We start from the raw sequence: 25,110 nt of genomic DNA, 5'->3' as shown, positions 1-25,110 counted from the left end.
AGGCCCGGACAGCGCCAAAGAAACTGGAAACGACGTCGCACACACTGGATGCGACCCCTCCCGCACTGGTTACGACGCCCCCTGTAGGCGTTTGTTTTTTGCTGGTAGATGATCGACCCGACTCGATCGCAAGGCACCGTGATGGGCTTTCTCAAGAAGCCTGCGCCCAAAGAAGCCACGTCATCCCCGCAGACGGGACGACGATGAGAAAAAGATCACAGGAGCTCCCCCATGAAAGGTTCAACGTCGTTGCTGTTGGTCGCCACCCTCGGTTTGCCGATGCTGGCCCACGCTGCAGAACCCCAGGCATGTCATACCGTCAACTTCTCCGACGTCGGCTGGACCGACATCACGGTGACCACCGCCGTCACCAGTGAGGTGCTTGAAGCACTCGGCTACAAGACCAAGACCACCATGATCTCGGTGCCGGTGACCTACAAGTCGCTGGCCGAAGGCAAGAACATGGACGTGTTCCTCGGCAACTGGATGCCGACCATGGAAAACGACATCAAGGCCTACCGCGAAGCCGGCACAGTCGAAACCGTCCGGGCCAACCTGGAAAACGCCAAATACACCCTCGCGGTGCCGCAATCGCTGTATGACAAGGGCCTCAAAGACTTCTCCGACATCGTCAAATTCAAAGACGAACTGGGCGGCAAGATCTATGGCATCGAACCAGGCAACGATGGCAACCGCCTGATCCAGAGCATGATCGACAAGAATGCCTTCGGCCTGAAAGACGCCGGTTTCAAGGTGGTCGAGTCAAGCGAGGCCGGCATGCTGTCGCAGGTCGACCGCTCCAGCCGCAGAGGCGGCGACGTGGTGTTCCTCGGCTGGGAACCACACCCGATGAACACCCGCTTCAAGATTCAGTACCTGACCGGCGGCGACGACTTCTTCGGCCCCAACTTTGGCCAGGCAACCATCTATACCAACACGCGCAAGGGCTACACGGAGCAATGCAGCAACGTGGGCCAATTGCTCAAGAATCTATCGTTCACGCTGGACATGGAGAGCACCCTGATGGGTAAGGTGCTGGACGAGAAGATAAAACCTGACGCTGCCGCCAGGCAGTGGCTGAAAGCCAACCCGCAGGTGCTCGACACCTGGCTGTCCGGCGTTACCACCGTCGACGGCAAACCGGGTCTGGAAGCCGCCCGGGCCAAGCTGACCCAGTAGTACCCAGAGCACAGGCTCTCCGGGCCTGCCGCATTCAATCTTCACGTAAAGGTGCTTCTGAAAATCCCTGGCAGTGGCAACGCCGGTCATTTTCAAAGGCACCCGCAAGCGGACACCCGATATCATGTTGACCGATCACAAGCTCCCCCTGGGCGAGTATATTTCCGCCTTTGTCGACTGGCTGATTCGCCATGGCGCCAACTACTTCGACGCCATTGCCTACAGCCTTGAAATGATGATCCACGGCCTGACGTTCTCCCTGGCCTGGTTCAACCCTTACGTACTGATCGGCCTGATCGCCGCCCTGACCCACTTCATCCAGCGCAAGTGGGGCCTGACCGTCTTCGTGATTCTGTCGTTCCTGCTGATCCTCAACCTGCACTATTGGCAAGAAACTCTGGAAACCCTCGCCCAGGTGCTGTTCGCCACCCTGGTGTGCGTGATCATCGGCGTGCCGCTGGGCATCATTGCCGCGCACAAGCCCTGGTTCTACACCTGCATCCGACCGATTCTCGACCTGATGCAGACCGTGCCAACCTTCGTCTATCTGATCCCGACCCTGACCCTGTTCGGCCTGGGCGTGGTACCCGGTCTGATCTCTACGGTGGTGTTTGCGATTGCCGCACCGGTGCGCCTGACTTATCTGGGGATTCGCGACGTCCCTCAGGAACTGCTCGACGCCGGCAAGGCCTTCGGCTCTTCGCGTCGCCAGTTGCTGACCCGTATCGAACTGCCCTATGCCATGCCGAGCATCGCCGCCGGTATCACCCAATGCATCATGCTGTCGCTGTCGATGGTGGTGATCGCCGCCCTGGTGGGCGCCGACGGTTTGGGCAAACCTGTGGTCAACGCACTGAACACTGCCGATATCGCGGTTGGCTTCGAAGCCGGCCTTGCGATCGTATTGCTGGCCATCATGCTCGATCGTATCTGCAAACAGCCTGAAGCCAAGGTGGGAGCCGACGCATGAGCATCATCAAATTCGAAAACGTGGACGTTATTTTCAACAAGGACCCACGTGCCGCACTCAAGCTGCTGGACCAGGGCAAGACGCGCGGCGAAATCCTCCAGGAGCTGGGTCAGATCGTCGGCGTCGAAAAGGCCAACCTGGATATCAACAAGGGCGAGATCTGCGTCTTGATGGGCCTGTCCGGCTCGGGCAAATCCAGCCTGCTGCGCTGCATCAATGGCCTGAACACGGTCAGCCGCGGCTCGCTGCTGGTGGAGCACGAAGGCTCGAAAATCGACATTGCCAACTGCACCGAAGCCGAGTTGAAGATGATGCGCACCAAGCGTATCGCCATGGTGTTCCAGAAGTTTGCCCTGATGCCCTGGCTGACTGTGCGCGAGAACATCAGCTTCGGCCTGGAAATGCAGGGGCGCCCGGAAAAGGAGCGGCGCAAACTGGTCGATGAGAAACTCGAACTGGTGGGCCTGACCCAATGGCGCAACAAGAAGCCCGATGAGTTGTCTGGCGGCATGCAGCAACGTGTCGGCCTGGCCCGTGCACTGGCAATGGACGCCGACATTCTGTTGATGGACGAACCCTTCTCGGCCCTCGACCCGTTGATTCGCCAGGGCCTGCAGGATGAACTGCTGAGCCTGCAAAGCAAGCTGAGCAAAACCATTGTCTTCGTCAGCCACGACCTGGACGAAGCGCTGAAACTGGGCAGCCGCATCGCCATCATGAAAGACGGGCGGATCATCCAGTACAGCGTGCCGGAAGAAATCGTCCTCAACCCGGCTGACGAATATGTGCGCAATTTCGTTGCCCACACCAACCCGCTCAACGTGCTGTGCGGGCGCAGCCTGATGCGCACCCTGGACAACTGCAAGCGGATCAATGGCTCGGTATGCCTGGATCCGGGTGGCGATTCCTGGATTGACCTGGCCGAAGGCAATGTGATCAAAGGCGTACGTCAGGGCGCCGCACCGATTTCGGTACAGAACTGGCAGCCTGGTCAGAACGTCGCGGACCTGCAGCGTATTCCGACCCTGGTGGACTCCAACATCGGCATGCGTGACGCGCTGCAGATTCGTTACCAGACCGGCAACAAGCTGGTCCTGCAGGACGGTAACCGGGTGGTGGGGATTCTCGGCGACACCGAGCTGTATCACGCCTTGCTGGGCAAAAACCACGGCTGATGCCCACCTGCCCTGTGCACCGTGCGCTAGGCATAACAGCTGAGAATGAGTTGCAAATAGCCTGAAATCAGCCGCGAATTCCTCGGAGTTCGCGGCTTTTTTCATATCCCTACTGTTTTTAATGATTTATCGACCGGAGAAAAATAACTAGACTGCGGGGCCGTTTCGTCACTGTGAACCAGGAGACCCCGCCCCATGCCCAAGGTCGGTATGCAACCCATCCGTCGCCAACAACTGATCCAGGCCACATTGGCCGCGATTGATCAGGTCGGCATGGGCGACGCCAGCATCGCCTTGATCGCGCGTCTGGCCGGTGTCTCCAACGGCATCATCAGCCACTATTTCAAAGACAAGAATGGCCTGATCGAGGCCACCATGCGCCATCTGATGAACGCTCTGAGTGCCAACACGGCGGCGCGTCGCCAGGCCCTTGTCGACGATAGCCCCAGAGCACACCTGCGGGTCATTGTTGAAGGCAACTTCGACGTCAGCCAGGTCAATGGCCCGGCGATGAAAACCTGGCTGGCGTTCTGGGCCACCAGCATGCACCACACCTCGCTGCATCGCCTGCAACGCATCAACGACCATCGTCTGTACTCCAATCTGTGCTGGCAGTTCCGCCGTGCCCTGCCTGTCGATCAGGCACGCAGCGCCGCCCGCGGCCTGGCAGCCCTGATCGATGGCCTGTGGCTGCGCGGCGCGCTGTCGGGTGATGGGTTCGATACCGAGCAGGCGCAGCGAATCGCGTTCGAGTATCTGGATATGCAACTGGCCAAGGCAGCGACTGCCTGAAGGAGCGCTCGGGCGGCGATCCGTCGGGCGGCGATCAGTTTTAGCAGCGAAGCTTCGCAGCTAAAGCTGCTCCTACAGGGCCCCGTGTTTGCTGCGCGCAGGCTCGCCTCTGCCAATGAGGCGGGTTAATCTGGCCATATAGAAGCAAAACGCCTTTAACGGAGCCTGCGCCGCATGTTCGACTTCCACGCCATCCTCAAGCAGCGCTTCGCGGCGTTGCGCAGTGAAGCGTCGTTCTTTTCCATTCGCCACGTAAAACGTACCCATCAATACCTTTCGGTACGCCGCAACGTCGCCCAGCCGTTGTCGCTGGGTCAGGACGAGGGGGCAATGATTACCGTACGCCTGGCGGGCGTGGAAACCTACGCGGCGACCCACGACCTGTCACAACAGGGTTTGCAGGCGGCGCTGGAGCGCGCCGAAGCGCTGGCCCGCCAGTTGGCGCCGCATGCGCTGCTCGACCTCAGCGCACAACCGGTCTCCAGTGCCCAGGCCGATTACCTGTCGCCACATCTGGACCAGGCGTTTCCCGCGCTGGGCGACGCCCTGCAACTGCTGCTCGACGAATCGGCCAGCGTGCCCAAAGACCAGCGTCTGGTCGACTGGCGAGCCAGTCTGGGCCTGGAAACCCTGGAGCAGATCTACCTCAACAGCGCCGGCGCGCAGTTGCGTCAGGCCCAGCGCTTTGTTTATCCGGGCCTGAGCGTCACTGCATGGGACGGCCACGACAGCCAGACCCGCAGCCTGGGCGGCAGCAACTTCGGCCAGCAGGGCGGCGCCGAAATCATCCAGCGTTGCGGCTTGCCCGGCGCAGCCCCACGGGTAGCCGACCAAGCCTTGCAACTGGTGCTGGCGCCCAATACCCCCAGTGGTGCACGGGACCTGCTACTGATGCCCGACCAGATGATTCTGCAGATCCACGAATCGATCGGTCATCCGCTGGAACTGGACCGCATCCTCGGTGATGAGCGTAATTACGCTGGCACCAGCTTCGTCAAGGCGTCAGATTTCGGCACCCTGCAGTATGGCTCCAGCCTGCTCAACGTGACCTTTGACCCGGAGATACCCGAACAACTGGCCAGCTACAGCCATGACGACGACGGCACACCGGCCAGCAAGCACTACCTGATTCGCAACGGTCTGCTGGAGCGGCCACTGGGCGGCGCCTTGTCGCAACAGCGCAGTGGCCTGCCGGGGGTGGCCAACAGCCGCGCCTGTAACTGGAACCGCGCGCCCATCGATCGTATGGCCAACCTGAATATCGAGCCAGGCGATCAGTCGCTGGACAGCCTGATCGGCGGTATCGAACACGGCATCCTGATGTCCAACAACCGCTCCTGGTCCATCGACGATGCTCGCAACAAATTCCAGTTCGGCTGCGAATGGGGACAACTGATCGAAAACGGCCAGCTCAAGGGCGTGGTCAAGAACCCCAACTACCGGGCCGTGTCCGCACAGTTTTGGCGCAATCTCAGTGCGGTGGGCGACGCCAGTACCTTCGAGGTGCTGGGCACGCCCAATTGCGGCAAGGGCGAACCCAATCAGGTGGTGCGGGTTGGTCATGCTTCACCGGCCTGCGTATTCAGTGATGTAGATGTATTCGGAGGAGACGCCTGATGGACCGCCAAGCACAATTCGAAGCCCTGGTGGCCGTGCTCAAGGCCGGTTGCGAGAGCGCTGAGCAGTTCACCCTGAGCTATGACGCCGAGGCGTCGGACTTCATCCGTTTCAATCACGGCCAGGTGCGTCAGGCCGGGCACGTGCAACAGGCCAGCGTCAGCCTCAAACTGATCCACGACGGTCGCCATGCCGACCTCAGCCTGACCCTGGCTGACGACCCGACAGAGGACCGTCTGCGTCTGGAACAGGCGCTGCGCCAGTTGCGCGAAACCTTGCCACTGCTACCTGTCGACCCGTACCTGCTGCCCAATACCGAAGCCTGGAGTACCGAGAGCTGGCAAACCACGCCATTGCCAGAGAGCAGCAGCGTAGTGGCGCAGATCAGCGAAATGGCCCGTGGCCTGGATCTGGTCGGCATCTATGCCGCCGGCCCCATCTACCGCGGCTTTGCCAGTTCCTGGGGCGCCCTGGGCTGGCATCAGGCCAACAGCTTCAACTTCGACTGGAGCCTGTTCCATGCCAACGGCCAGGCGGTAAAAGCCAACTATGCAGGGCTGCATTGGGACAACGCAGCCTTCGTCCGCCAGTTCGAACAGGCTCGCGAGCAATTGCAGTATCTGGGCCTGCCGGCAATCACCTTGGCGCCCGGACAATACCGCGCCTATCTGGCGCCCGCCGCATTGGACGAAATCATGAGCATGCTGGCCTGGGGTGGCTTCTCGGCACAGGCCATCGCCAGCAAACAAAGCCCGCTGCAACGCCTGTACGACGGCGAGGCGCACCTCAGCCCGCTGGTGAGCCTGAATGAGCACGTCAGCGGCTCGCTGTCGCCAGCGTTCTCCGGCGAAGGCTACCCGCGCCGCGACCTGGGCCTGATCAGCGCCGGCCAGGCCGGCGAGCGCCTGGTGGACTCCAGTAGCGCCGCCGAATACCAATTGCCTGCCAACGGCGCCAACGGCGGCGAATGGCCCAGCGCGCTGAGCATGGCGGCTGGCGAGTTGGCCCAGGAAGATATCCTTCAGCAGCTCGGCACCGGCCTGTACATCGGCAACCTCTGGTACCTGAACTTCTCCGACCAGCCCGCTGCGCGCATGACCGGCATGACCCGCTTCGCAACCTTCTGGGTCGAGGACGGTCGGATCAGTGCACCGGTCAATACCATGCGCTTCGACGACAGCGCCTTCAGCATGCTGGGCGATCAGCTAGAAGCCCTGACCCAGGAACGCGAGCTGATTCTGTCGACCAGCACCTATGAGCAGCGCCAGACATCCTCGACCCGCTTGCCCGGCGCCTTGATCAAACGCCTGACCCTGACGCTGTAAGGAGCGCATGAGCACATCGACACCTGTTCTGGATGAAAAGACCCTGCGCTGGATGCCGTGGGTGATCGCCATCGCCTTCTTCATGCAAAGCCTGGACGGCACCATTCTCAACACCGCATTGCCGTCCATGGCCCAGTCACTGAAGGAAGACCCACTGCGCATGCAGTCGGTGGTGATCGCCTACATGCTGACCATCGCGCTGCTGATTCCCGCCTCGGGCTGGATCGCTGACCGCTTTGGTATCAGGCGCATCTTCTTCAGCGCGATCCTGTTGTTCAGCATTGGCTCGTTGCTCTGCGCCGTGTCATGGACCCTGGACATGCTGGTCGGGGCGCGGATCATCCAGGGGCTGGGCGGCGCGCTGATGCTACCGATCGGCCGGCTGATCGTGCTGCGTGCCTACCCGCGCTCGGAGCTGGTGCGGATCATGGGGTTCATCACCGTCCCGGCCCTGCTCGGTCCGCTATTGGGACCGACCCTGGGCGGCTGGATGGTCGAGTACATGAGCTGGCACTGGATCTTCCTGCTCAACATTCCGGTGGGCATCCTCGGCTGCTATGCGGTCAAGCATTACATCCCGGACATCCCCGGCGGCGGGCGTACGCGCTTCGATACGGTGGGTTTCCTGTTGTTCGGCGCCGCCATGCTGCTGATCACCGCCGCCATGGAAGGGCTGGGCGAGCTGCATTTGCCACACATGCGGGTGGTGCTGTTGCTGTTTGCCGGCATGGGTTGTCTGGCCGCTTACTGGCTGCGCGCCGGGCACGTCGAGGCACCGCTGTTCTCGCCGACACTGTTTCGCACCCGGACCTTCGCGGTGGGTATCCTCGGCAATCTGTTCGCCCGCCTGGGCAGCGGCGCGCTGCCGTTTCTGATTCCTTTGCTGCTGCAAGTCGCGCTGGGCTATTCGCCGTCCCAGGCCGGGATGAGCATGCTGCCACTGGCGGCCGCAGGAATGTTCGCCAAGACCATCGCGCGCTGGCTGATCGACGCGCTGGGCTACCGGATCATCCTCACCGGCAACACGCTGCTGCTGGGCATACTGCTGGCCAGCCTGGCGCTGGTGGATGCGCAGACCCCGTACTGGGTATTGCTGGTGCATCTGGCGCTGCTCGGGGCGGTCAACTCGCTGCAGTTCACGGCGATGAATACCGTGACCCTGATCGACCTGGACGATGCCAGCGCGGCCAGCGGCAACAGCCTGTTGTCAGTGGTCGCGCAACTGGCCCTGAGCCTGGGCGTGGCCTGTGCAGCAGCGCTGCTGGGCGGGTTCAGCAGCGACGTGAGTGGTGGCGAAGCCAACAGCGTGCTGGGTGCGTTCCAGCTGACCTTTCTCAGTGTCGGGGTGATGTCGATGCTGGCGGCGGGGATCTTCCTGCAGCTTCCGGGGCGCAAGGCGTAGGACAGCCCTTCGCGGCTGAAGCCGCTCCTACGCGACCTCGTGATTTGCTACACTGCGCGACATTTTTGTTTTGCAGGTCCTGCCGTCGTGACACAAACCGCTTTCAATACCTTGCCGCTGTCTGCCGCCATGCTGGCCAACCTGGAGTCGCTGGGCTATGCCGAGATGACGCCGATCCAGGCGCAGGGTCTGCCGGTGATTCTCAAGGGCCTGGACCTGATCGCCCAGGCCCAGACCGGCAGCGGCAAGACCGCAGCCTTCGGCATCGGCCTGCTCAAACCGATCAACCCGCGCTTTTTCGGCTGTCAGGCACTGGTCATGTGCCCGACCCGCGAACTCGCCGATCAGGTGGCCAAGGAGATTCGTCGCCTGGCCCGCGCCGAAGACAATATCAAGGTGCTGACCCTGTGTGGCGGCGTACCGTTCGGTCCGCAGATTGGCTCGCTGGAGCACGGCGCACACATCATCGTCGGCACGCCCGGACGTATTCAACAGCACTTGCGCAAAGGCTCGCTGGTGCTCGACGGCGTCAACACCCTGGTGCTCGATGAAGCCGACCGGATGCTCGACATGGGCTTTATCGAAGCCATTACCGAGATCGTCGAACACACCCCTGAGCGCCGCCAGACCCTGCTGTTCTCGGCTACCTACCCGGCCGGCATCAAGCAACTGGCCGCGCAGTTCATGCGTGAGCCGCAGATCGTCAAGGTCCAGACCCTGCACGCCGACAGCCAGATCCAGCAGATTTTCTACGAGATCGCCCCCGAGCAACGTCTTGAAGCGGTAGTGCGGGTGCTCAATCACTTCCAGCCGGCCTCCTGCGTGGCCTTTTGCTTCACCAAGCAGCAGGTCCAGGAAGTGGTCGACCATCTGACCGCCAAGGGCATGTCGGCCGTGGCGCTGCACGGTGATCTGGAACAGCGTGACCGCGATCAGGTGCTGGCGATGTTCGCCAACCGCAGCACCTCGGTGCTGGTGGCCACCGACGTGGCGGCACGCGGCCTGGATATCGATGCGCTGGACATGGTGATCAACGTCGAGCTGGCCCGCGATTCGGAAATCCACGTGCACCGGGTCGGGCGTACCGGCCGCGCAGGCGAAAAAGGCGTGGCGATCAGCCTGGTTGCACCGCCGGAAAGTGCTCGTGCGCGAGCCATCGAATCGCTGCAAAAGACGCCACTGAACTGGCAACAGTACGACGCCCTGACCACCAAGGGCGGCGCTCGCCTGCAACCGGCGATGACCACCCTGTGCATTGCCTCGGGCCGCAAGGACAAACTGCGTCCTGGCGACATTCTTGGCGCGCTGACCGGCGACGCGGGCATTGCGGGTAAACAGGTCGGCAAGATCGCGATTTTCGACTTCCAGTCGTATGTCGCCGTTGAGCACGCCGTCGCCCAGCAGGCGCTCGATCGCTTGAACAAAGGCAAGATCAAGGGCAAATCGCTGCGCGTGCGAATCATCTGATCGCACCGCAACCTCTGGCCATCGACTTGTGGGAGGCAGCTCTGCTGGCGACTGCTCACACCCTGTCGCGGGCAGACCGGGGCGCCGGCCGGCCCCTCCCACAAAAGCCGGGACAGGTCTGCTGCAACGGCGTCTGCCCATCTATTCACGAGGATCTTTCGTTGTCCGTTACTGACGTTGTAATCATCGGCGCCGGCGCCGCCGGCCTGATGTGCGCCCTGACTGCCGCAGCTCGTGGACGGCGGGTGATGGTCATCGACCATGCCAATAAACCGGGCAAGAAGATTCTGATGTCCGGTGGCGGGCGCTGCAATTTCACCAACATGTACACCGAGCCCTCCAACTTTCTGTCGCACAACCCGCACTTCTGCAAGTCGGCACTGGCGCGCTACACGCAGTGGGATTTCATCGACATGGTGCTGCGCAACGGCGTGCCATACCACGAGAAAAAGCTCGGCCAGCTGTTTTGCGACAACAAGTCCAGCGACATTCTGGAAATGCTTCTGCATGAATGCCAGCAGGCCGGTGCCAGCCTGCACATGGACACCGCCGTGCAGAAGATCGACAAGACCGACACAGGCTATCGGTTGCAGACCAGCCTCGGACGCCTGGACTGCGCCTCACTGGTAATCGCCACCGGCGGCCTGTCGATTCCGACCCTGGGCGCCACCGGCTTCGGTTATCAGGTCGGCGAGCAGTTCGGCCACACGTTGCTGCCGACCCGTGCCGGCCTGGTGCCATTTACTATCACCGATCAGCTCAAGGCCCTGTGCAGCGAGTTGTCCGGCACCTCCGTCGATTGCCTGGTCAGCTGCAACGATGTCAGCTTTCGCGAAAACATACTGTTCACCCATCGCGGCCTGAGCGGCCCGGCAGTGCTGCAGATTTCCTCGTTCTGGCTACCTGGCGACACGGTACACATCAACCTGCTGCCCGACCGCGATGCCCATGAATGGCTCAAGCAGCAACAAGCCGAACGGCCCAATAGCGAGCTGAAAACCCTGCTGGGCGAGGTATTCACCAAGAAGATGGCCAACCTGCTGGCCGATCACTGGTTCAGCTCCAGGCCGATGAAGCAATACCCCCACGCCGAGCTGGCCGCGATCGCCGAAAAACTGGCGGACTGGCAAGTGGTGCCCGCCGGCACCGAGGGCTATCGCACGGCGGAAGTGACGCTGGGCGGTATCGACACCCGCGAAGTGTCATCCAAGACCATGGAGTCACTGAAATCGCCAGGGCTGTACTTCATCGGCGAAGTGCTGGACGTGACCGGCCACTTGGGCGGGTTCAATTTCCAGTGGGCCTGGGCGTCCGGTTACGCGGCAGCGCAGTATGTGTGACACGGTGTCGCAGCCAGGTCGCAACCGAACCAACCGGAATATATTTTGCTAATGCGGATGTACAGCTTGCCTGCGGCGCTGTAAATATCCATCTGCACTCGCGAAAAAGGCTGTCAGCGCATTCATGGCATCGAAATCCCTGAGTCATACCTTCCGCCGCCTGTGGGCGCAGGACAAGTTTGCCTATAGCATCCGGGTGTTTATCGCCCTGACCGGCAGCATGGCGCTGTGCTGGTATCAGAATGAGATGGGCCTGTTGATTCCGCTGTTTCTGGGAATCATCGCCTGCGCCCTGGCCGAGACCGACGATAACTGGCAGGGCCGGCTCAACGCCCTGGCCGTGACGCTGGTGTGCTTCAGCATCGCCGCGCTGGCCGTCGAGCTGCTGTTTCCCTACCCATGGATCTTTGCCATTGCCCTGGCGCTGGCCAGCTTCTGCCTGACCATGCTCGGCGCCCTTGGCGAGCGCTATGGCGCGATTGCCTACGGCACCTTGATCCTGTCGGTGTACACCATGATCGGCGTCGATCAGCGCGGCGGCGAGGTGCTGGACTTCTGGCACGAACCGATGCTGCTGGTGGCCGGCGCGGCCTGGTACGGCTTGCTATCAGTACTCTGGCAGTTGTTGTTCTCCAACCAGCCCGTCCAGCAGGCGCTGGCCCGGCTGTTTCGCGAGCTGGGCCTGTACCTGAAGCTCAAGTCGAGCCTGTTCGAACCGATTCGTGGCCTGGATATCGAGGCCCGGCGCCTGGAGCTGGCGCAGCAGAACGGCAAGGTCGTCGCCGCACTCAATGCCACCAAAGAGATCATCCTGCACCGGGTCGGCAGCAACCGGCCCGGCTCCAAGGTCAGCCGCTACCTGAAGCTGTACTTTATTGCCCAGGACATCCACGAGCGCGCCAGCTCGTCGCACTACCCCTACAACGCGCTGACCGACGCATTCTTTCACAGCGACGTGCTGTTTCGCTGCCAGCGCCTGCTACGCCAGCAAGGCTCGGCCTGCCAGGCACTGTCCGAATCGATCCAGATGCGCCAGCCGTTTATCTATGACGCCAACTTTGCCGAGGCCATGGAAGACCTGCGCGCCTCGCTGGAGCACCTGCGCCTGCAAAGCAACCCGGCCTGGCGCAGCCTGCTGCGCTCGCTGCGGGCGCTGGCTGCCAACCTGGAAACCCTGGACCGCCTGATCAGCGACGCCAGCAACCCCGACGCCCTGGCCGATGCCAGCGACAGCAGCCTGCTGGACCGCTCACCGCGCAACCTCAAGGATGTCTGGAACCGCCTGCGCCTGCAGATGACGCCGACCTCACTGCTGTTTCGCCATGCACTGCGCCTGCCCCTGGCGCTGTCGGTCGGCTACGCCATGGTGCATCTGATTCATCCGGCCAACGGCTACTGGATCATCCTGACCACGGTCTTTGTCTGCCAGCCCAGCTATGGCGCCACGCGGATCAAGCTGGGCCAGCGGATCATCGGCACCGCCATTGGCCTGGTCGCGGGATGGGCGCTGTTCGGCCTGGTCACCAGTCCGATCCTGCAATCGATGTGCGCGGTACTGGCCGGCGTGGTGTTCTTCGTCAATCGCACCACCCGCTATACCCTGTCGACCGCTGCCATCACGGTGATGGTGCTGTTCTGCTTCAATCAGGTTGGCGACGGTTACGGGCTGCTGTTGCCACGCCTGTTCGATACCCTGCTCGGCAGCCTGATTGCGGGCCTGGCGGTGTTCCTGTTCCTGCCTGACTGGCAGGGCCGGCGGCTGAACAAGGTGTTGGCCAATACCCTGGCCTGCAACAGCGTCTACCTGCGCCAGATCATGCAGCAGTACGCCAAGGGCAAGAGCGACGACCTGGCCTATCGCCTGGCCCGGCGTAACGCCCACAACGCCGACGCGGCGCTGTCTACCACGCTGGCCAACATGCTCAAGGAGCCTGGGCATTTTCGTAAGGAAGCCGATGTGGGCTTTCGCTTTCTGGTGCTGTCGCACACCTTGCTCAGTTACCTGTCGGGCCTGGGTGCGCACCGCGATACCCAGTTGCCGCCGACGGTCCATGAGCACCTGATCGATGGCGCCGGCGCAACCCTGGCAGCCAGCATCGAAGACATTGCCCGCTGTCTGGCCGAACGTCAGCCGGTCGCCGTCCAGAGCGACGCTGAAGAAGCACTGGCCAATGAGCTTGAGCAAGTCACCGATGAACTGGAAGAAAGCCAGCGCCTGGTACAGACCCAACTGGCGCTGATTTGCCGGCAACTGGCGCCACTGCGCACCTTGGCCGCGCACCTGGTCAAGCAGCCGGAGCCGGCCTGAGAGGATCTCTACAAAATGGCTGCACTCGGCAATACGGCGTTGAAATCGGCCTGGATCGCCAGCCCGGGCAAAATGCTCATGTACTTATGTACACAGCGCTTTTTCGTTCGATTTCGCCTTGTCTTGCCTTCGTTCGCCTATTTTGTAAACACCCTCTGAGCGCCGATCAGAAGCCGTGCCGACGCAACAGTTCGTAATAGCTGCCGTCGGCCTTCATCGCGGCAATCGCCGCATCGAAGCGCTCCACGACACGGGCATGATCGGGGCGTTTGAGACTGACCAGAATGTGCAGGCTGTTTTCACTCAGCGGCTGGGCCAGAAACTCCAGCGCATCACGGACATCGGGCTCTTCCAGCGCCAGGTGATTGCGGGCGACGTATTCGTCTTCGAGAATCAGGTCGATGCGCCCGGCGGCGAGCATCCGCGCCGCGATCGAGAAGTTCTGTACCTGCACCTTGCGTACCTGGGCGTCGGCGTCAAACCCCGGCGAGTAGGCATAACCGCGCACCACACCGACCTGATAGCGATGCAGCATGCTGGGTGTCCAGCTGTCGAACGGTGCGTCCCGGCGCTTGAGAAAACGGACCCGGTTGAGCAGGTATTCGCCTGAAAAGTGACCTATACGCGTGCGCTCATCGGTGTACCAGGCATTGACCAAGACATCGTAGCGACCCTCGCCAAGTCCGAGTATGGCTCGGGCCCAAGGCACCTGATCGTAACTGGTGACATAACCCGCCCGGGCCAGCGCAGTGCTGACAATATCGGTGGCCAGACCGCCATTGGGCAAATTGACGTCAGTGAATGGCGCCCAAGGGTCAGCCACCAGTCGCAGACGTTCGGCGGCGTTGGCCCCGCTTATCAACAGCAGCCCCGCCACTCCCATGATTCGAATCCATCGCCGCATGCGCGATACCTGAAGGGGCCTGTCGTCCATAACGCTTCCAATCCACTCATCACTGTTCGATGCGACGCCCGCCTCAGCTGTGCAGATGCTACCGATCCACTCACAGTGAAACAGGCAAGCACCCTTTACCCTGCGCCACACAACGCGCCAGACAGCGGGTGGCAGAGGGTTTTATTGGGAATACCGTCCGATGGGTTTAGAATCCTGTTCAGGTTTTTCTCCGAGTCAGCGACATGTCTATCAAATGGATCTGCAAACACCATACCGACTTGAGCATAGAGCAGCTTTATTCGCTGCTGCGCCTGCGTGCCGAGGTGTTCGTCGTCGAGCAGCAGTGTGCCTATCTGGATGTGGACGGCATGGACCTGATCGGTGACACCTGCCATGTGATGGGCTGGCAGGAAGGCCAACTGGTGGCGTATCTGCGCTTGCTGGACCCGATCCAGCAGGGCGGCGATGTGACCATTGGCCGGGTGGTGACAGCCCCGACGATCCGCAACAAGGGGCTGGGCCATGAGTTGATGGTCCAGGCCCTTGAACAGGCCGAGCGCAAATGGCCGGACCAACCCATTTATCTATCGGCGCAGGCCCATCTGCAGGGCTACTACAGCCGCTATGGTTTCAATGCCGTGGGCGAGGTGTATCTGGAAGACGGTATCGCGCATATCGGCATGCGCCGCGACCTGGAATAACCGCTACGGATAACCCAGCACCCGCTTGATGCCCGCCAGATTGCGCTCGATCCAGCACGGGTCAATCGCCCCCCAATCATGAATACGATAATCACCGGCCTGATGCCGGGCACCTTCGCGCTGTTCGAACTCACAAACGATATCCAGATCGGCCAGTGCCGCAATGGTGTCCTGCGCGGTACGCCGGGGCATGCCGGTGGCTTCGGTCAGGGCCGGCACGCTGCAGGCCTGGCCACTGTCAATCAGCCAGGCCACGTAAAGGCGCCGGTAGAAGCTGCTTTTGGTCTTGCTCACGTCCATGCCGGGTTCTCGTCTCAGCCGGCCTGCAGATCGCGCCAGGTCAGATAGACGCGCAGGTCGAATTCCAGTTGGTGGTAACCGGGCAGCATGTGCTCACAAAGCTTGTAGAACGCCTTGTTGTGCTCGGACTCTTTGAAGTGCGCCAACTCATGGACCACGATCATGTCCAGAAACTGAGGGGCCGCTTCCTTGAACAGCGAGGCTACGCGGATTTCCTTCTTGGCCTTGAGCTTGCCGCCCTGCACCCGTGACACCGTGGTATGCAGGCCCAGCGCCCGATGGGTCAGGTCCAGACGGTTGTCGAACAGCACCTTGTCGATCGGCGGGGCATTGCGCAGGTGCTGGTTTTTCAGTTCCAGCGCATAGGCATACAGCGCCTTGTCGCTCTGAATAGCGTGACGGCCTGGATAGCGCTGCTGCAGGTAGTCGCCCAACTGCTGTCGGGCAATCATCTGACGCACCTGATCCTGCAGGGTCGCAGGGTAGGCTTGCAGGTACTTGAGTGGCGGCTGAGGACTGCTGGTCATCACAAAATAGCGGTAGCGGATCGAGCGCTGCAGTCTACACCACTCAACGCACGCACAACGCAGCAAGGCTGGTCTGACGGGGCAACTGACCGGCCTGTTCGACGCCCATCGGCGCACCCAGCAACGGGCCTTGCACCAATTGGCAGCCGTTTTCGCTCAGCCAGTGCAGTTGCGCCTGGGTCGTGACACCGTCGGCCATGACCAGAATGCCAAGGTTGCGCGCCAGCTCGATGATGCTGTGTGCCATTGCCGCGTCTCGCGGCGAGTCCAGCAAGGTAGCGATAAAGTGCCGGTCGAGCTTGAGGGTGTCGAGTTCCAGATTGCGCAGGTGCAACAGCGAACAGTCGCCCACCCCAAAATCGTCCAGGGCCACGCGCACGCCAATATCATGTAACTGGCCCAATTGCTTGCGGCTGTGGGCGAGGTTATGCAGCAGCGAGCGCTCGCAGATTTCCACTTCGATCTGCCCGGCATTGATCCCGTGGCGCTGCATCGCCGCCTGCAGCTGCGCCGCCAGGTTGGGCAGACAGAACTGCGCGGGGCCGATGCTGACACTCACCACCAGATCAGCGTCGAACAGCGGGCCCCAGGCGCGGCGCTGCTCGGCACTCTGATCGAACATCCAGTCACCGAGACGGTTGATCAGCCGGGTTTCCTCCAGCAATGGCATGAACAGATCCCGTGGCACGTCGCCAACCACCGGATGCTGCCAGTGCAGAATGGATTCAAACCCTCGTAAACGACCGTCCGCGACATGCACCTGCGGCTGATAAAGCACCGAGAACTGCCGGTCTTCGATAGCGTTACGCACACTTTCTTCAAGCATGAGCCGCGACCGGGCACGGCCATTCATGTTCTGGTCGTAGAAACGGTATTGCTGGCGCCCGGCACGCTTGGCTTCATACATGGCGGTATCGGCCACCCGCAGCAACTCATCAAGGTTACTGCCACAGGCCGGATGGGTCGCGATACCGATGCTCACCCCCAGCGTGGCGTCGATACCATCGACATGCCGACGAACCGATACCCGTTCGATGAGTTTTTCCGCGACCTTGGCTGCCTGTTCGGGGTGTTCCAGACCTTCTATTACTACAGCGAATTCGTCACCACCAATGCGCGCCAGAACATCGTAAGGACGCATGCACTCACGCAGCTGCCCGGCCACCCAAAGCAATACCTGATCGCCGGCCTGATGGCCGAGCGAGTCGTTGATACGCTTGAACCCATCAAGATCCAGGTACAACACGGCCAGGCAACGATGCGTCCGTTCGTTACGCTGCAACATGTTCTCCACAGCCTTGTAAAGGCCGCGGCGGTTGAGCAACCCGGTCAGCGCATCAGTGACCGCCTGTTGCTCCAGTTGCCGGTACAGGTCGCGCTCTACCGACATGTCGAGAACGCTCAGCACCATGCCGGCCTGCTCGGAGGGCAGCGGCGCACACGAGAACGTCACCGGCAGATGGCCGCCAGTGCGGGTCAGCAGGGTTGCATCGTGCACCCGCCAGGTTTCGTTGCGGCGGTAGTAGGTATGAAAACCCGACTCCAGCCAATGCCCGGACTGCGGCTCGCAGACATGGTCGAGCAATGAAGAGCCACTAAGTTGCTGCTCGCTGGCATCGAGCAAACGGCAGATTGCCGGATTGACGAAGCGAATCACCCCGGCTTCGTCAACCACCACAATGCCTTCGGCCACGTTGGACAGCACCGACTCGTTGAATGCCCGGGCGGCGTCCAGTTCATGGGTCAGCTTTTGCAATGCGCGACGATTGCGCTGCTGCTCCAGCAGCGCCTGAACCTTGGGCTTGAGGACATTGGGGTCAAACGGCTTGAACAGATAATCAGTGGCGCCGCTGGCATAGCCCTTGTGTACGGCTTCCTGGGATTGCTCGTTGGCGGTCAGGAAAATGATCGGGGTCAGACGGGTTCGCTGGCTGCCACGCATCAGCCGCGCGACCTCGAAGCCGTCCATGCCGGGCATCTGCACATCCAGCAGCACCAGATCAACTTCGCGCTCAAGCAATACATTCAATGCTTCGAACCCTGAACTGGCGGTCACGATGCACCAGTCAGCGCGCTGCAGCACCGCGCGCATCGTCACGAGGTTTTCAGGATAGTCATCGACGACCAATAAGACCGAAGCGCTATCATTGGAATTATCTTGAGCGCGTTCCATGCAACTTCTCTTTTCGAATCTCTTGGTCCCAATACCCGACGCCAGCTGGCAGTCGGCAAAGTGACTTCACTGTAGACCGGTCTCGGCAAAAGGGTAAGCAAGCAAGCGGATTGCCATTACAAAAGTCATTTCCAGCCGACTAACGGTATATCCGCCCAAGCCCTCTAGACTCGTGCTTCACAGACCCGTTGCCAGCAGATTGATTCCATTTTTCATTCCAATTAGCGATTAACAACCAAGGTATATATCCGTATAAAAACGCTGCGCGTCTCCTGAGTAATTTTTTCCGGGAGATAACAACAACTTGCGGAATAACCCGGATGATCGATCTCGGTTCATGGAACCTCAGCATACCGGTGGGTTCGCCCCCCAAAACTGTCGAAACCTCAGAACTCAAACGCGGTTACGACGGTAAATACTTCGAGTCCCACAGCGAACATATCTTCTTCTGGTCGCCAGTGACCGGCACCAAGACCGCCAATGCCAAGTTCCCGCGCAGTGAACTGCGTGAAACCTGGTCCGATGGCACCCCGCACAACTGGCTATTCCCTCAGGCGGACAACTATCTGCGCGCGACCCTGACCGTCAATCAGGTTCCTTCCAGCGGCAAGATCGTGATCGGCCAGATCCACGCCAAGGACAGCACCCGACCGATGCTCAAGGTCGAATACCAGTACAAGGAACGGCTGCAGACCGGTGCGATCGTCGCCAAGGTGCGTCAGCGCTTCGACGACAAAACCGCGCGGGTGATCCGCGTAGCCGAAGGCGTCGAACTCAATGAACGCTTCAAGTACATCATCCACCTCAGCCGTGGCGGTGAACTGAGCGTCAGCGCCCGGGACATGAACTGGAAAACTGACATCGGCGCCAGTTGGCGCGACAAGCCGCTGTACTTCAAGGCCGGTGTCTATACCCAGGACAACACCGGCTACACCTCAGAAGGCGGCAAGGCGACCTTTTACAAACTGGATATCGACCATAACAAATGAAAACGGCCCGCATTTGCGGGCCGTTTCATTGACTGGCACAAGGTTTAGCGAACAGCCTCTTTATAGGCCTTGTCGGCCGCTTCGAAGCGCTCGCGCATGGCCGCCGAAGGTTTCTCGCCGAGCAGGCTGAACAACACAATGGCAATGCTCGCGAAGATGAAGCCCGGCACAATTTCGTACAGGCCAAAGGTGGTGAACTGCTTCCACAGCACCACCGTGACGGCACCGACCACTACCCCTGCCAGCGCCCCGTTACGGGTCATGCCTTTCCACAACAGCGAAAACAGTACCACCGGGCCGAACGCGGCACCGAACCCGGCCCAGGCGTAGCTGACCAGACCCAATACCCGGTTGTTCGGGTCGGCTGCCAGCATGATGGCGATCACTGCCACCAGCAGCACCATCGCACGTCCCACCCAGACCAGTTCACGCTGACTCGCGCCCTTGCGCAGGTAGGCTTTGTAGAAGTCTTCAGTCAGTGCGCTGGAACACACCAGCAACTGGCAACTCAGGGTACTCATGACCGCCGCCAGAATGGCCGACAGCAGCACACCGGCCACCCACGGGTTGAACAGCAGCTTGGAGGACTCGATAAAGATCCGCTCCGGGTTCTCGGTCACGGGACCGGCCACATCCGGGTTGGCCGCAAAGTAAGCGATACCGAAGAAGCCCACCGCCACTGCGCCGCCCAGGCACAGGATCATCCAGGCCATGGAAATACGCCGGGCATTGACAATCGACTTGGCTGAATCGGCAGCCATGAAACGCGCCAGGATGTGTGGCTGGCCGAAATAACCCAGCCCCCAGGCCAGCAGCGAAACCACGCCGATGAATGTGGTGCCCTTGAGCATGTCGAAGCTGCCCGGAATCTGCGCTTCGATGGCCAGGAACGCCGGATCGACGCCGCCGGTGGCCAGTACCACGAAGATCGGCGTAAGGATCAGGGCGAAGATCATCAGCGAAGCCTGCACGGTGTCAGTCCAGCTCACCGCCAGGAAGCCACCGACGAAGGTGTAGGCGATGGTCGCGGCAGCGCCGGCCCACAGGGCTGTCTCATAGGACATGCCGAAGGTGCTTTCGAACAGCCGTGCACCGGCGACGATGCCAGAAGCACAGTAGATGGTGAAGAAGATCAGGATCACGATGGCCGAGATGATCCGCAGCACGCCACTACGGTCTTCGAAACGGCTGGTGAAGTAATCCGGCAGGGTCAGGGCATCACCGTTGAACTCGGTCTGCACCCGCAGACGGCCGGCGACGAACAGCCAGTTCAGGTAGGCACCGGCGATCAGGCCGATGGCAATCCAGCTTTCCGACAGACCCGACATGTAGATGGCGCCGGGCAAGCCCATCAGCAACCAGCCGCTCATGTCCGAAGCGCCGGCCGACAACGCCGTGACCACGCTGCCCAGGCTGCGTCCGCCAAGGATGTAGTCGGAAAGGTTATTGGTGGACCGATAGGCCCAGAAGCCGATCAGGACCATTGCTGCGATGTAGATCACGAATGTGATCAGAGTGGGGTTGGTAAGACTCATATGTTCTGCCTTGGCGTTGTTGTTATACAGCGTCTGGCCCAAGGCTGGGCGATTGACCCCGGAAGGTCAGACTCAGCACCTGGCACCCGACACATCGCTGACGCGAGCCCGCAAGAAAGCGCTACGGTTGCACCGCAAGACCGGCATCCTAGACAACATACGCAAAACGGTGCAACCGATTTACCAACAAAGTTGCACCCTGATGGGCGCCCGTTTGCAAAATACGCTGCGCACCAAGACAGGGCGACTTGCCGTCGGCAACACCGCGAGGGCTCTGCCATCAGGCTTTGAACTCGCGCCTGAAGCACCAACAAGAGACGGTAAATGAAAGCCTGGAAATTTTCGGTTGCACCTGGTTGCACCTTGGCGCACTCACAGCTAATCTGCGGCAAAAACCGGACGCCATTGCCCTGATGGCGCTTACGAGGATAAGACATGGCCACCACCACCTTGGGCGTCAAGCTCGACGACCAGACCCGCGACCGTCTGAAAACCGCTGCGCAGACCATTGATCGCACCCCGCATTGGGTGATCAAGCAGGCGATTTTCAATTACCTCGAAAAGCTCGAGAGTGGCGCAACCCTGTCGGAACTCAATGGCCAGGACAAAGACGGTGACGAGCGCGTCGATGCGCCAGCCGACACTGGCTACCAGCCGTTCCTCGAATTTGCCGAAAGCATCCTGCCGCAGTCGGTGCTGCGCGCCGCCATCACCTCGGCGTACCGCCGCCCTGAACAGGAAGTGGTGCCGATGCTGCTGGAGCAGGCCCGCCTGCCCGCGCCGCTGGCCGACGCCACGCACAAACTGGCGGCCGGGATTGCCGACAAACTGCGCCACCAGAAGAGCGCCGGCGGCCGGGCCGGGATTGTCCAGGGCTTGCTACAGGAGTTTTCCCTGTCGTCCCAGGAAGGCGTGGCACTGATGTGCCTGGCCGAAGCCCTGCTGCGCATTCCGGACAAAGGCACCCGTGACGCGCTGATCCGCGACAAGATCAGCACCGGTAACTGGCAACCGCACCTGGGCAACAGCCCCTCGCTGTTCGTCAACGCGGCCACCTGGGGTCTGCTGCTGACCGGCAAACTCGTTTCGACCCACAACGAAACCGGCCTCACCTCCTCCCTGAGCCGGATCATCGGCAAGAGCGGCGAGCCGATGATCCGCAAGGGTGTCGACATGGCCATGCGCCTGATGGGCGAACAGTTCGTCACCGGCGAGACCATCGGCGAAGCCTTGGCCAACGCCAGCAAGTTCGAGAGCAAGGGCTTCCGCTATTCCTACGACATGCTCGGCGAAGCCGCGCTGACCGAGCACGACGCGCAGAAATACCTGGCCTCCTACGAGCAGGCGATCCATTCGATCGGTAAAGCCTCCCATGGCCGTGGCATCTACGAAGGTCCGGGCATCTCGATCAAGCTCTCGGCCCTGCACCCGCGTTACAGCCGCGCCCAGTACGAGCGCGTTATGGAAGAGCTGTACCCACGCCTGCTGGCGCTGACCCTGCTGGCCAAGCAATACGACATCGGCCTGAACATCGATGCCGAGGAAGCCGACCGCCTGGAGCTGTCGCTGGACCTGCTTGAGCGCCTGTGCTTCGAGCCGCAACTGGCTGGCTGGAACGGCATCGGCTTCGTGATCCAGGCCTATCAGAAGCGCTGCCCGTATGTGATCGACTACGTGATCGACCTGGCGCGCCGCAGCCGCCACCGCCTGATGATCCGCCTGGTCAAAGGTGCCTACTGGGACAGCGAGATCAAACGCGCCCAGCTCGATGGCCTGGAAGGCTACCCGGTGTACACCCGTAAGGTGTACACCGACGTTTCTTACATTGCCTGCGCACGCAAACTGCTGGCCGCCCCGGAAGTCATCTATCCACAGTTCGCCACCCACAACGCTCATACCCTGGCAGCGATCTACCATATTGCCGGGCAGAACTATTACCCCGGCCAGTACGAATTCCAGTGCCTGCATGGCATGGGTGAGCCGCTCTACGAGCAAGTGGTGGGCAAGGTTGCCGATGGCAAGCTGAACCGTCCATGCCGGGTGTACGCCCCGGTTGGCACCCACGAAACCCTGCTGGCCTATCTGGTTCGTCGCCTGTTGGAAAACGGCGCCAATACCTCATTCGTCAACCGCATCGCCGACCAGTCGATTTCGATCCAGGAACTGGTCGCCGACCCGGTCAGCAGCATCGAACGCATGGCCACCCAGGAAGGCCAGTGCGGCCTGCCGCACCCGCGCATCCCTCTGCCGCGTGAGTTGTATGGCCTTGAGCGGGCCAACTCCAGCGGGATCGACATGGCCAACGAACACCGTCTGGCGTCGTTGTCCTGCGCCCTGCTGGCCAGCGCCAACCATGCCTGGAAAGCTGCGCCGCTGTTGGGCTGCACGTCCAGCGCAGAGCCTGCGCAAGCGGTGCTCAACCCGGCCGACCACCGCGATGTAGTGGGCCAGGTGCAAGAAGCCACCGTGGCTGACGTCAACAACGCCATCCAGTGTGCCATGAGCGCAGGTCCCATCTGGCAGGCCACCCCGCCCGCCGAGCGCGCAGCCATTCTGGAGCGCGCCGCCGACCTGATGGAAAGCGAAATCCAGCCACTGATGGGCTTGCTGGTCCGTGAAGCGGGCAAGACCTACCTCAACGCCATCGCCGAAGTGCGCGAGGCAGTGGATTTTCTGCGTTACTACGCGGTGCAGGCGCGCAGCGAGTTCAACAACGACGCCCACCGTCCGCTGGGCCCGGTGGTGTGCATCAGCCCATGGAACTTCCCGCTGGCGATCTTCAGCGGTCAGGTCGCGGCAGCGCTGGCCGCCGGTAACCCGGTACTGGCCAAGCCTGCCGAACAGACCCCGCTGGTCGCGGCCCAGGCCGTGCGCATCCTGCTTGAAGCCGGCATTCCTGAAGGGGTGCTGCAACTGCTGCCGGGCCGTGGCGAAACCGTCGGTGCCGGGCTGGTCGGTGATGAGCGGGTCAAAGGGGTGATGTTCACCGGCTCCACGGAAGTGGCGCGCCTGCTGCAGCGCAACGTCGCCGGGCGCCTGGACAGCCAGGGCCGGCCGATTCCGCTGATCGCCGAGACTGGCGGCCAGAACGCCATGATCGTCGACTCGTCAGCGCTTACCGAGCAAGTGGTCATCGATGTGGTCTCGTCGGCCTTCGACAGCGCCGGTCAGCGCTGCTCGGCGCTGCGGGTGCTGTGCCTGCAGGAAGACTCCGCCGACCGCGTGATCGAGATGCTCAAGGGCGCCATGGCCGAAAGCCGGCTGGGCAACCCCGAGCGCCTGAGCGTCGACATCGGTCCGGTGATCGACGCCGAAGCCAAGGCCGGTATCGAGAAGCACATCCAGGCCATGCGCGACAAAGGCCGCAATGTGTACCAGATGGCGCTGGCCGATACCCCGCAGATCAAGCGCGGCACCTTCGTGATGCCGACCCTGATCGAACTGGAAAGCTTCGATGAACTGCAACGCGAGATCTTCGGTCCGGTGCTGCACGTGGTGCGCTATGCCCGCAAAGACCTAGATGCATTGATCGGGCAGATCAACGCATCGGGCTACGGCCTGACCCTGGGTGTGCATACCCGTATCGACGAGACCATTGCCAAGGTCATCGACAAGGCTCACGCCGGTAACCTGTACGTCAACCGCAACATCGTCGGCGCGGTGGTCGGTGTCCAGCCGTTCGGTGGCGAGGGGCTGTCGGGGACCGGCCCGAAAGCAGGTGGCCCGCTGTACCTGTACCGCCTGCTGAGCACTCGTCCACAGGATGCGATCGCCAATTCCTTCACCGCAACCGATGCCCGTGTAGCACCGGACACCCGCCTGCGCGAAGCGCTGCTCAAACCGCTGGAAGCCTTCAAGGCCTGGGCGGCCAGCCAGCAACGCAGCGAACTGGTCAGCCTGTGCGAGCAGTTCGCGACCCAGTCGCAGAGCGGTGTGAGCCGCCTGCTGGCCGGGCCGACCGGCGAGCGCAACAGCTACACCATCCTGCCACGAGACCAGGTACTGTGCCTGGCCGAAGACGAAGGCGACCTGCTTGCGCAGATCGCCGCCGTTCTGGCAGTGGGCAGCAAAGCCGTGCTGATCGATGGCGAACCGGCACGTTCGGTGCGCAACCGCTTGCCACGCGAAGTGCAGGCACGCCTGCAACTGGTGGCGGACTGGAACAGTGAGCAGGTGGTGTTCGATGCCGTGCTGCACCATGGCGACAGCGATCAGTTGCGCGCCCTGTGCAAGCAGGTCGCGCAACGCAGCGGCGCTATCGTCGGCGTACAGGGCCTGCCCTATGGCGAAACCGGCATTGCGCTGGAGCGTCTGGTGATCGAGCGAGCCCTGAGCGTCAATACGGCGGCGGCAGGCGGTAATGCCAGCCTGATGACCATCGGCTGACAGCACGATTGCGGAAAAAAAGAGAGCTT

Annotated in this window: 18 protein-coding genes; 13 read left to right on the top strand and 5 right to left on the bottom strand. The window is 61.5% G+C overall.

What is annotated here, in order from left to right:
- Window positions 1–231 precede the first annotated feature (231 nt).
- The 10 genes from NJC40_RS08740 to yccS all read left to right on the top strand — a co-directional run bounded on the left by NJC40_RS08740 (window position 232) and on the right by yccS (window position 13,575).
- Window positions 232–1,179 (top strand): choline ABC transporter substrate-binding protein, encoded by a 948-nt coding sequence (locus tag NJC40_RS08740; RefSeq protein WP_253140299.1) that lies wholly within the window; start codon window positions 232–234, stop codon window positions 1,177–1,179.
- 121 nt (window positions 1,180–1,300) lie between these two features.
- On the top strand, window positions 1,301–2,149 hold the full coding sequence (choW, locus tag NJC40_RS08735) for a choline ABC transporter permease subunit (protein WP_173426713.1): 849 nt from the start codon (window positions 1,301–1,303) through the stop codon (window positions 2,147–2,149).
- Window positions 2,146–3,324 (top strand): choline ABC transporter ATP-binding protein, encoded by a 1,179-nt coding sequence (gene choV, locus NJC40_RS08730; protein WP_045486681.1) that lies wholly within the window; start codon window positions 2,146–2,148, stop codon window positions 3,322–3,324. Before choW ends, choV begins: the two co-directional genes overlap by 4 nt.
- A 195-nt stretch (window positions 3,325–3,519) precedes the next feature.
- Window positions 3,520–4,116, top strand: coding sequence for a transcriptional regulator BetI (gene betI / locus NJC40_RS08725; RefSeq protein ID WP_045486679.1), 597 nt, complete (start codon window positions 3,520–3,522; stop codon window positions 4,114–4,116).
- Window positions 4,117–4,290: 174 nt separating this feature from the next.
- Window positions 4,291–5,733 (top strand): TldD/PmbA family protein, encoded by a 1,443-nt coding sequence (locus NJC40_RS08720; RefSeq protein ID WP_045486676.1) that lies wholly within the window; start codon window positions 4,291–4,293, stop codon window positions 5,731–5,733.
- Entirely contained in the window at window positions 5,733–7,058 is a 1,326-nt protein-coding gene (locus NJC40_RS08715; protein WP_253140298.1) for a TldD/PmbA family protein, read from the top strand. The genes NJC40_RS08720 and NJC40_RS08715 overlap by 1 nt, the downstream gene beginning before the upstream one ends.
- Window positions 7,059–7,065: 7 nt before the next feature.
- The gene (gene mdtD / locus NJC40_RS08710) at window positions 7,066–8,460 is read left to right on the top strand and encodes a multidrug transporter subunit MdtD (protein WP_253114383.1); all 1,395 of its coding nucleotides are present in this window, start codon (window positions 7,066–7,068) and stop codon (window positions 8,458–8,460) included.
- An 87-nt stretch (window positions 8,461–8,547) separates the two neighbouring features.
- Window positions 8,548–9,927, top strand: coding sequence for an ATP-dependent RNA helicase DbpA (gene dbpA, locus NJC40_RS08705; RefSeq protein ID WP_045486668.1), 1,380 nt, complete (start codon window positions 8,548–8,550; stop codon window positions 9,925–9,927).
- A 161-nt stretch (window positions 9,928–10,088) separates the two neighbouring features.
- A complete protein-coding gene (locus tag NJC40_RS08700; protein ID WP_084709939.1) occupies window positions 10,089–11,267 on the top strand; it encodes a BaiN/RdsA family NAD(P)/FAD-dependent oxidoreductase in 1,179 nt (392 codons plus the stop codon).
- Window positions 11,268–11,391: 124 nt separating this feature from the next.
- On the top strand, window positions 11,392–13,575 hold the full coding sequence (yccS, locus tag NJC40_RS08695; RefSeq protein WP_045486666.1) for a YccS family putative transporter: 2,184 nt from the start codon (window positions 11,392–11,394) through the stop codon (window positions 13,573–13,575).
- A gap of 166 nt (window positions 13,576–13,741) precedes the next feature.
- Here the strand turns inward: yccS and NJC40_RS08690 are convergent, their stop codons facing one another.
- Window positions 13,742–14,479, bottom strand: coding sequence for a substrate-binding periplasmic protein (locus tag NJC40_RS08690; protein WP_253140297.1), 738 nt, complete (start codon window positions 14,477–14,479; stop codon window positions 13,742–13,744).
- A 233-nt stretch (window positions 14,480–14,712) separates the two neighbouring features.
- Here NJC40_RS08690 and NJC40_RS08685 point away from each other — a divergent pair, with 233 nt between their 5' ends.
- Window positions 14,713–15,171, top strand: coding sequence for a GNAT family N-acetyltransferase (locus NJC40_RS08685; RefSeq protein WP_045486660.1), 459 nt, complete (start codon window positions 14,713–14,715; stop codon window positions 15,169–15,171).
- A gap of 3 nt (window positions 15,172–15,174) precedes the next feature.
- Here the strand turns inward: NJC40_RS08685 and NJC40_RS08680 are convergent, their stop codons facing one another.
- From NJC40_RS08680 to NJC40_RS08670, 3 genes are read right to left on the bottom strand one after another with little or no spacing between them, the layout of a single operon-like run.
- Window positions 15,175–15,471, bottom strand: a complete 297-nt coding sequence (locus NJC40_RS08680; RefSeq protein WP_253140296.1) for a winged helix-turn-helix domain-containing protein — start codon at window positions 15,469–15,471, stop codon at window positions 15,175–15,177.
- A gap of 14 nt (window positions 15,472–15,485) precedes the next feature.
- On the bottom strand, window positions 15,486–15,998 hold the full coding sequence (locus NJC40_RS08675) for a YgjP-like metallopeptidase domain-containing protein (RefSeq protein WP_045486654.1): 513 nt from the start codon (window positions 15,996–15,998) through the stop codon (window positions 15,486–15,488).
- A gap of 43 nt (window positions 15,999–16,041) precedes the next feature.
- Window positions 16,042–18,171 (bottom strand): putative bifunctional diguanylate cyclase/phosphodiesterase, encoded by a 2,130-nt coding sequence (locus tag NJC40_RS08670; protein ID WP_045486652.1) that lies wholly within the window; start codon window positions 18,169–18,171, stop codon window positions 16,042–16,044.
- 320 nt (window positions 18,172–18,491) lie between these two features.
- Here NJC40_RS08670 and NJC40_RS08665 point away from each other — a divergent pair, with 320 nt between their 5' ends.
- The gene (locus NJC40_RS08665; protein WP_045486650.1) at window positions 18,492–19,160 is read left to right on the top strand and encodes a polysaccharide lyase family 7 protein; all 669 of its coding nucleotides are present in this window, start codon (window positions 18,492–18,494) and stop codon (window positions 19,158–19,160) included.
- Window positions 19,161–19,204: 44 nt separating this feature from the next.
- On the opposite strand, the gene putP is transcribed toward NJC40_RS08665, so the two are convergent.
- Complete coding sequence (gene putP / locus NJC40_RS08660) at window positions 19,205–20,695, bottom strand: sodium/proline symporter PutP (RefSeq protein ID WP_253140295.1); 1,491 nt, start codon at window positions 20,693–20,695, stop codon at window positions 19,205–19,207.
- Between the two features lie 435 nt (window positions 20,696–21,130).
- On the opposite strand from putP, the gene putA reads away from it, so the two are divergent.
- Window positions 21,131–25,081, top strand: coding sequence for a trifunctional transcriptional regulator/proline dehydrogenase/L-glutamate gamma-semialdehyde dehydrogenase (gene putA / locus NJC40_RS08655; RefSeq protein ID WP_253140294.1), 3,951 nt, complete (start codon window positions 21,131–21,133; stop codon window positions 25,079–25,081).
- The last annotated feature ends 29 nt before the right edge of the window (window positions 25,082–25,110 follow it).

Source organism: Pseudomonas sp. 21LCFQ02 (assembly GCF_024129895.2).
Classification (GTDB): domain Bacteria; phylum Pseudomonadota; class Gammaproteobacteria; order Pseudomonadales; family Pseudomonadaceae; genus Aquipseudomonas.
The sequence above is the reverse complement of the archived record's forward strand: the minus strand, read 5'-3'. Positions and strand labels throughout refer to the sequence as shown.

Bases quoted from the DNA above. Each gene is read 5' to 3' on its own strand.
- putP (WP_253140295.1), bottom strand. From the start codon at position 20,695: ATGAGTCTTACCAACCCCACTCTGATCACATTCGTGATCTACATCGCA.
- putA (WP_253140294.1), top strand. From the start codon at position 21,131: ATGGCCACCACCACCTTGGGCGTCAAGCTCGACGACCAGACCCGCGAC.
- choV (WP_045486681.1), top strand. From the start codon at position 2,146: ATGAGCATCATCAAATTCGAAAACGTGGACGTTATTTTCAACAAGGAC.
- yccS (WP_045486666.1), top strand. From the start codon at position 11,392: ATGGCATCGAAATCCCTGAGTCATACCTTCCGCCGCCTGTGGGCGCAG.
- NJC40_RS08670 (WP_045486652.1), bottom strand. From the start codon at position 18,171: ATGGAACGCGCTCAAGATAATTCCAATGATAGCGCTTCGGTCTTATTG.
- NJC40_RS08665 (WP_045486650.1), top strand. From the start codon at position 18,492: ATGATCGATCTCGGTTCATGGAACCTCAGCATACCGGTGGGTTCGCCC.
- NJC40_RS08720 (WP_045486676.1), top strand. From the start codon at position 4,291: ATGTTCGACTTCCACGCCATCCTCAAGCAGCGCTTCGCGGCGTTGCGC.
- NJC40_RS08715 (WP_253140298.1), top strand. From the start codon at position 5,733: ATGGACCGCCAAGCACAATTCGAAGCCCTGGTGGCCGTGCTCAAGGCC.
- mdtD (WP_253114383.1), top strand. From the start codon at position 7,066: ATGAGCACATCGACACCTGTTCTGGATGAAAAGACCCTGCGCTGGATG.
- betI (WP_045486679.1), top strand. From the start codon at position 3,520: ATGCCCAAGGTCGGTATGCAACCCATCCGTCGCCAACAACTGATCCAG.
- NJC40_RS08685 (WP_045486660.1), top strand. From the start codon at position 14,713: ATGTCTATCAAATGGATCTGCAAACACCATACCGACTTGAGCATAGAG.
- NJC40_RS08740 (WP_253140299.1), top strand. From the start codon at position 232: ATGAAAGGTTCAACGTCGTTGCTGTTGGTCGCCACCCTCGGTTTGCCG.
- NJC40_RS08690 (WP_253140297.1), bottom strand. From the start codon at position 14,479: ATGCGGCGATGGATTCGAATCATGGGAGTGGCGGGGCTGCTGTTGATA.
- NJC40_RS08675 (WP_045486654.1), bottom strand. From the start codon at position 15,998: ATGACCAGCAGTCCTCAGCCGCCACTCAAGTACCTGCAAGCCTACCCT.
- NJC40_RS08680 (WP_253140296.1), bottom strand. From the start codon at position 15,471: ATGGACGTGAGCAAGACCAAAAGCAGCTTCTACCGGCGCCTTTACGTG.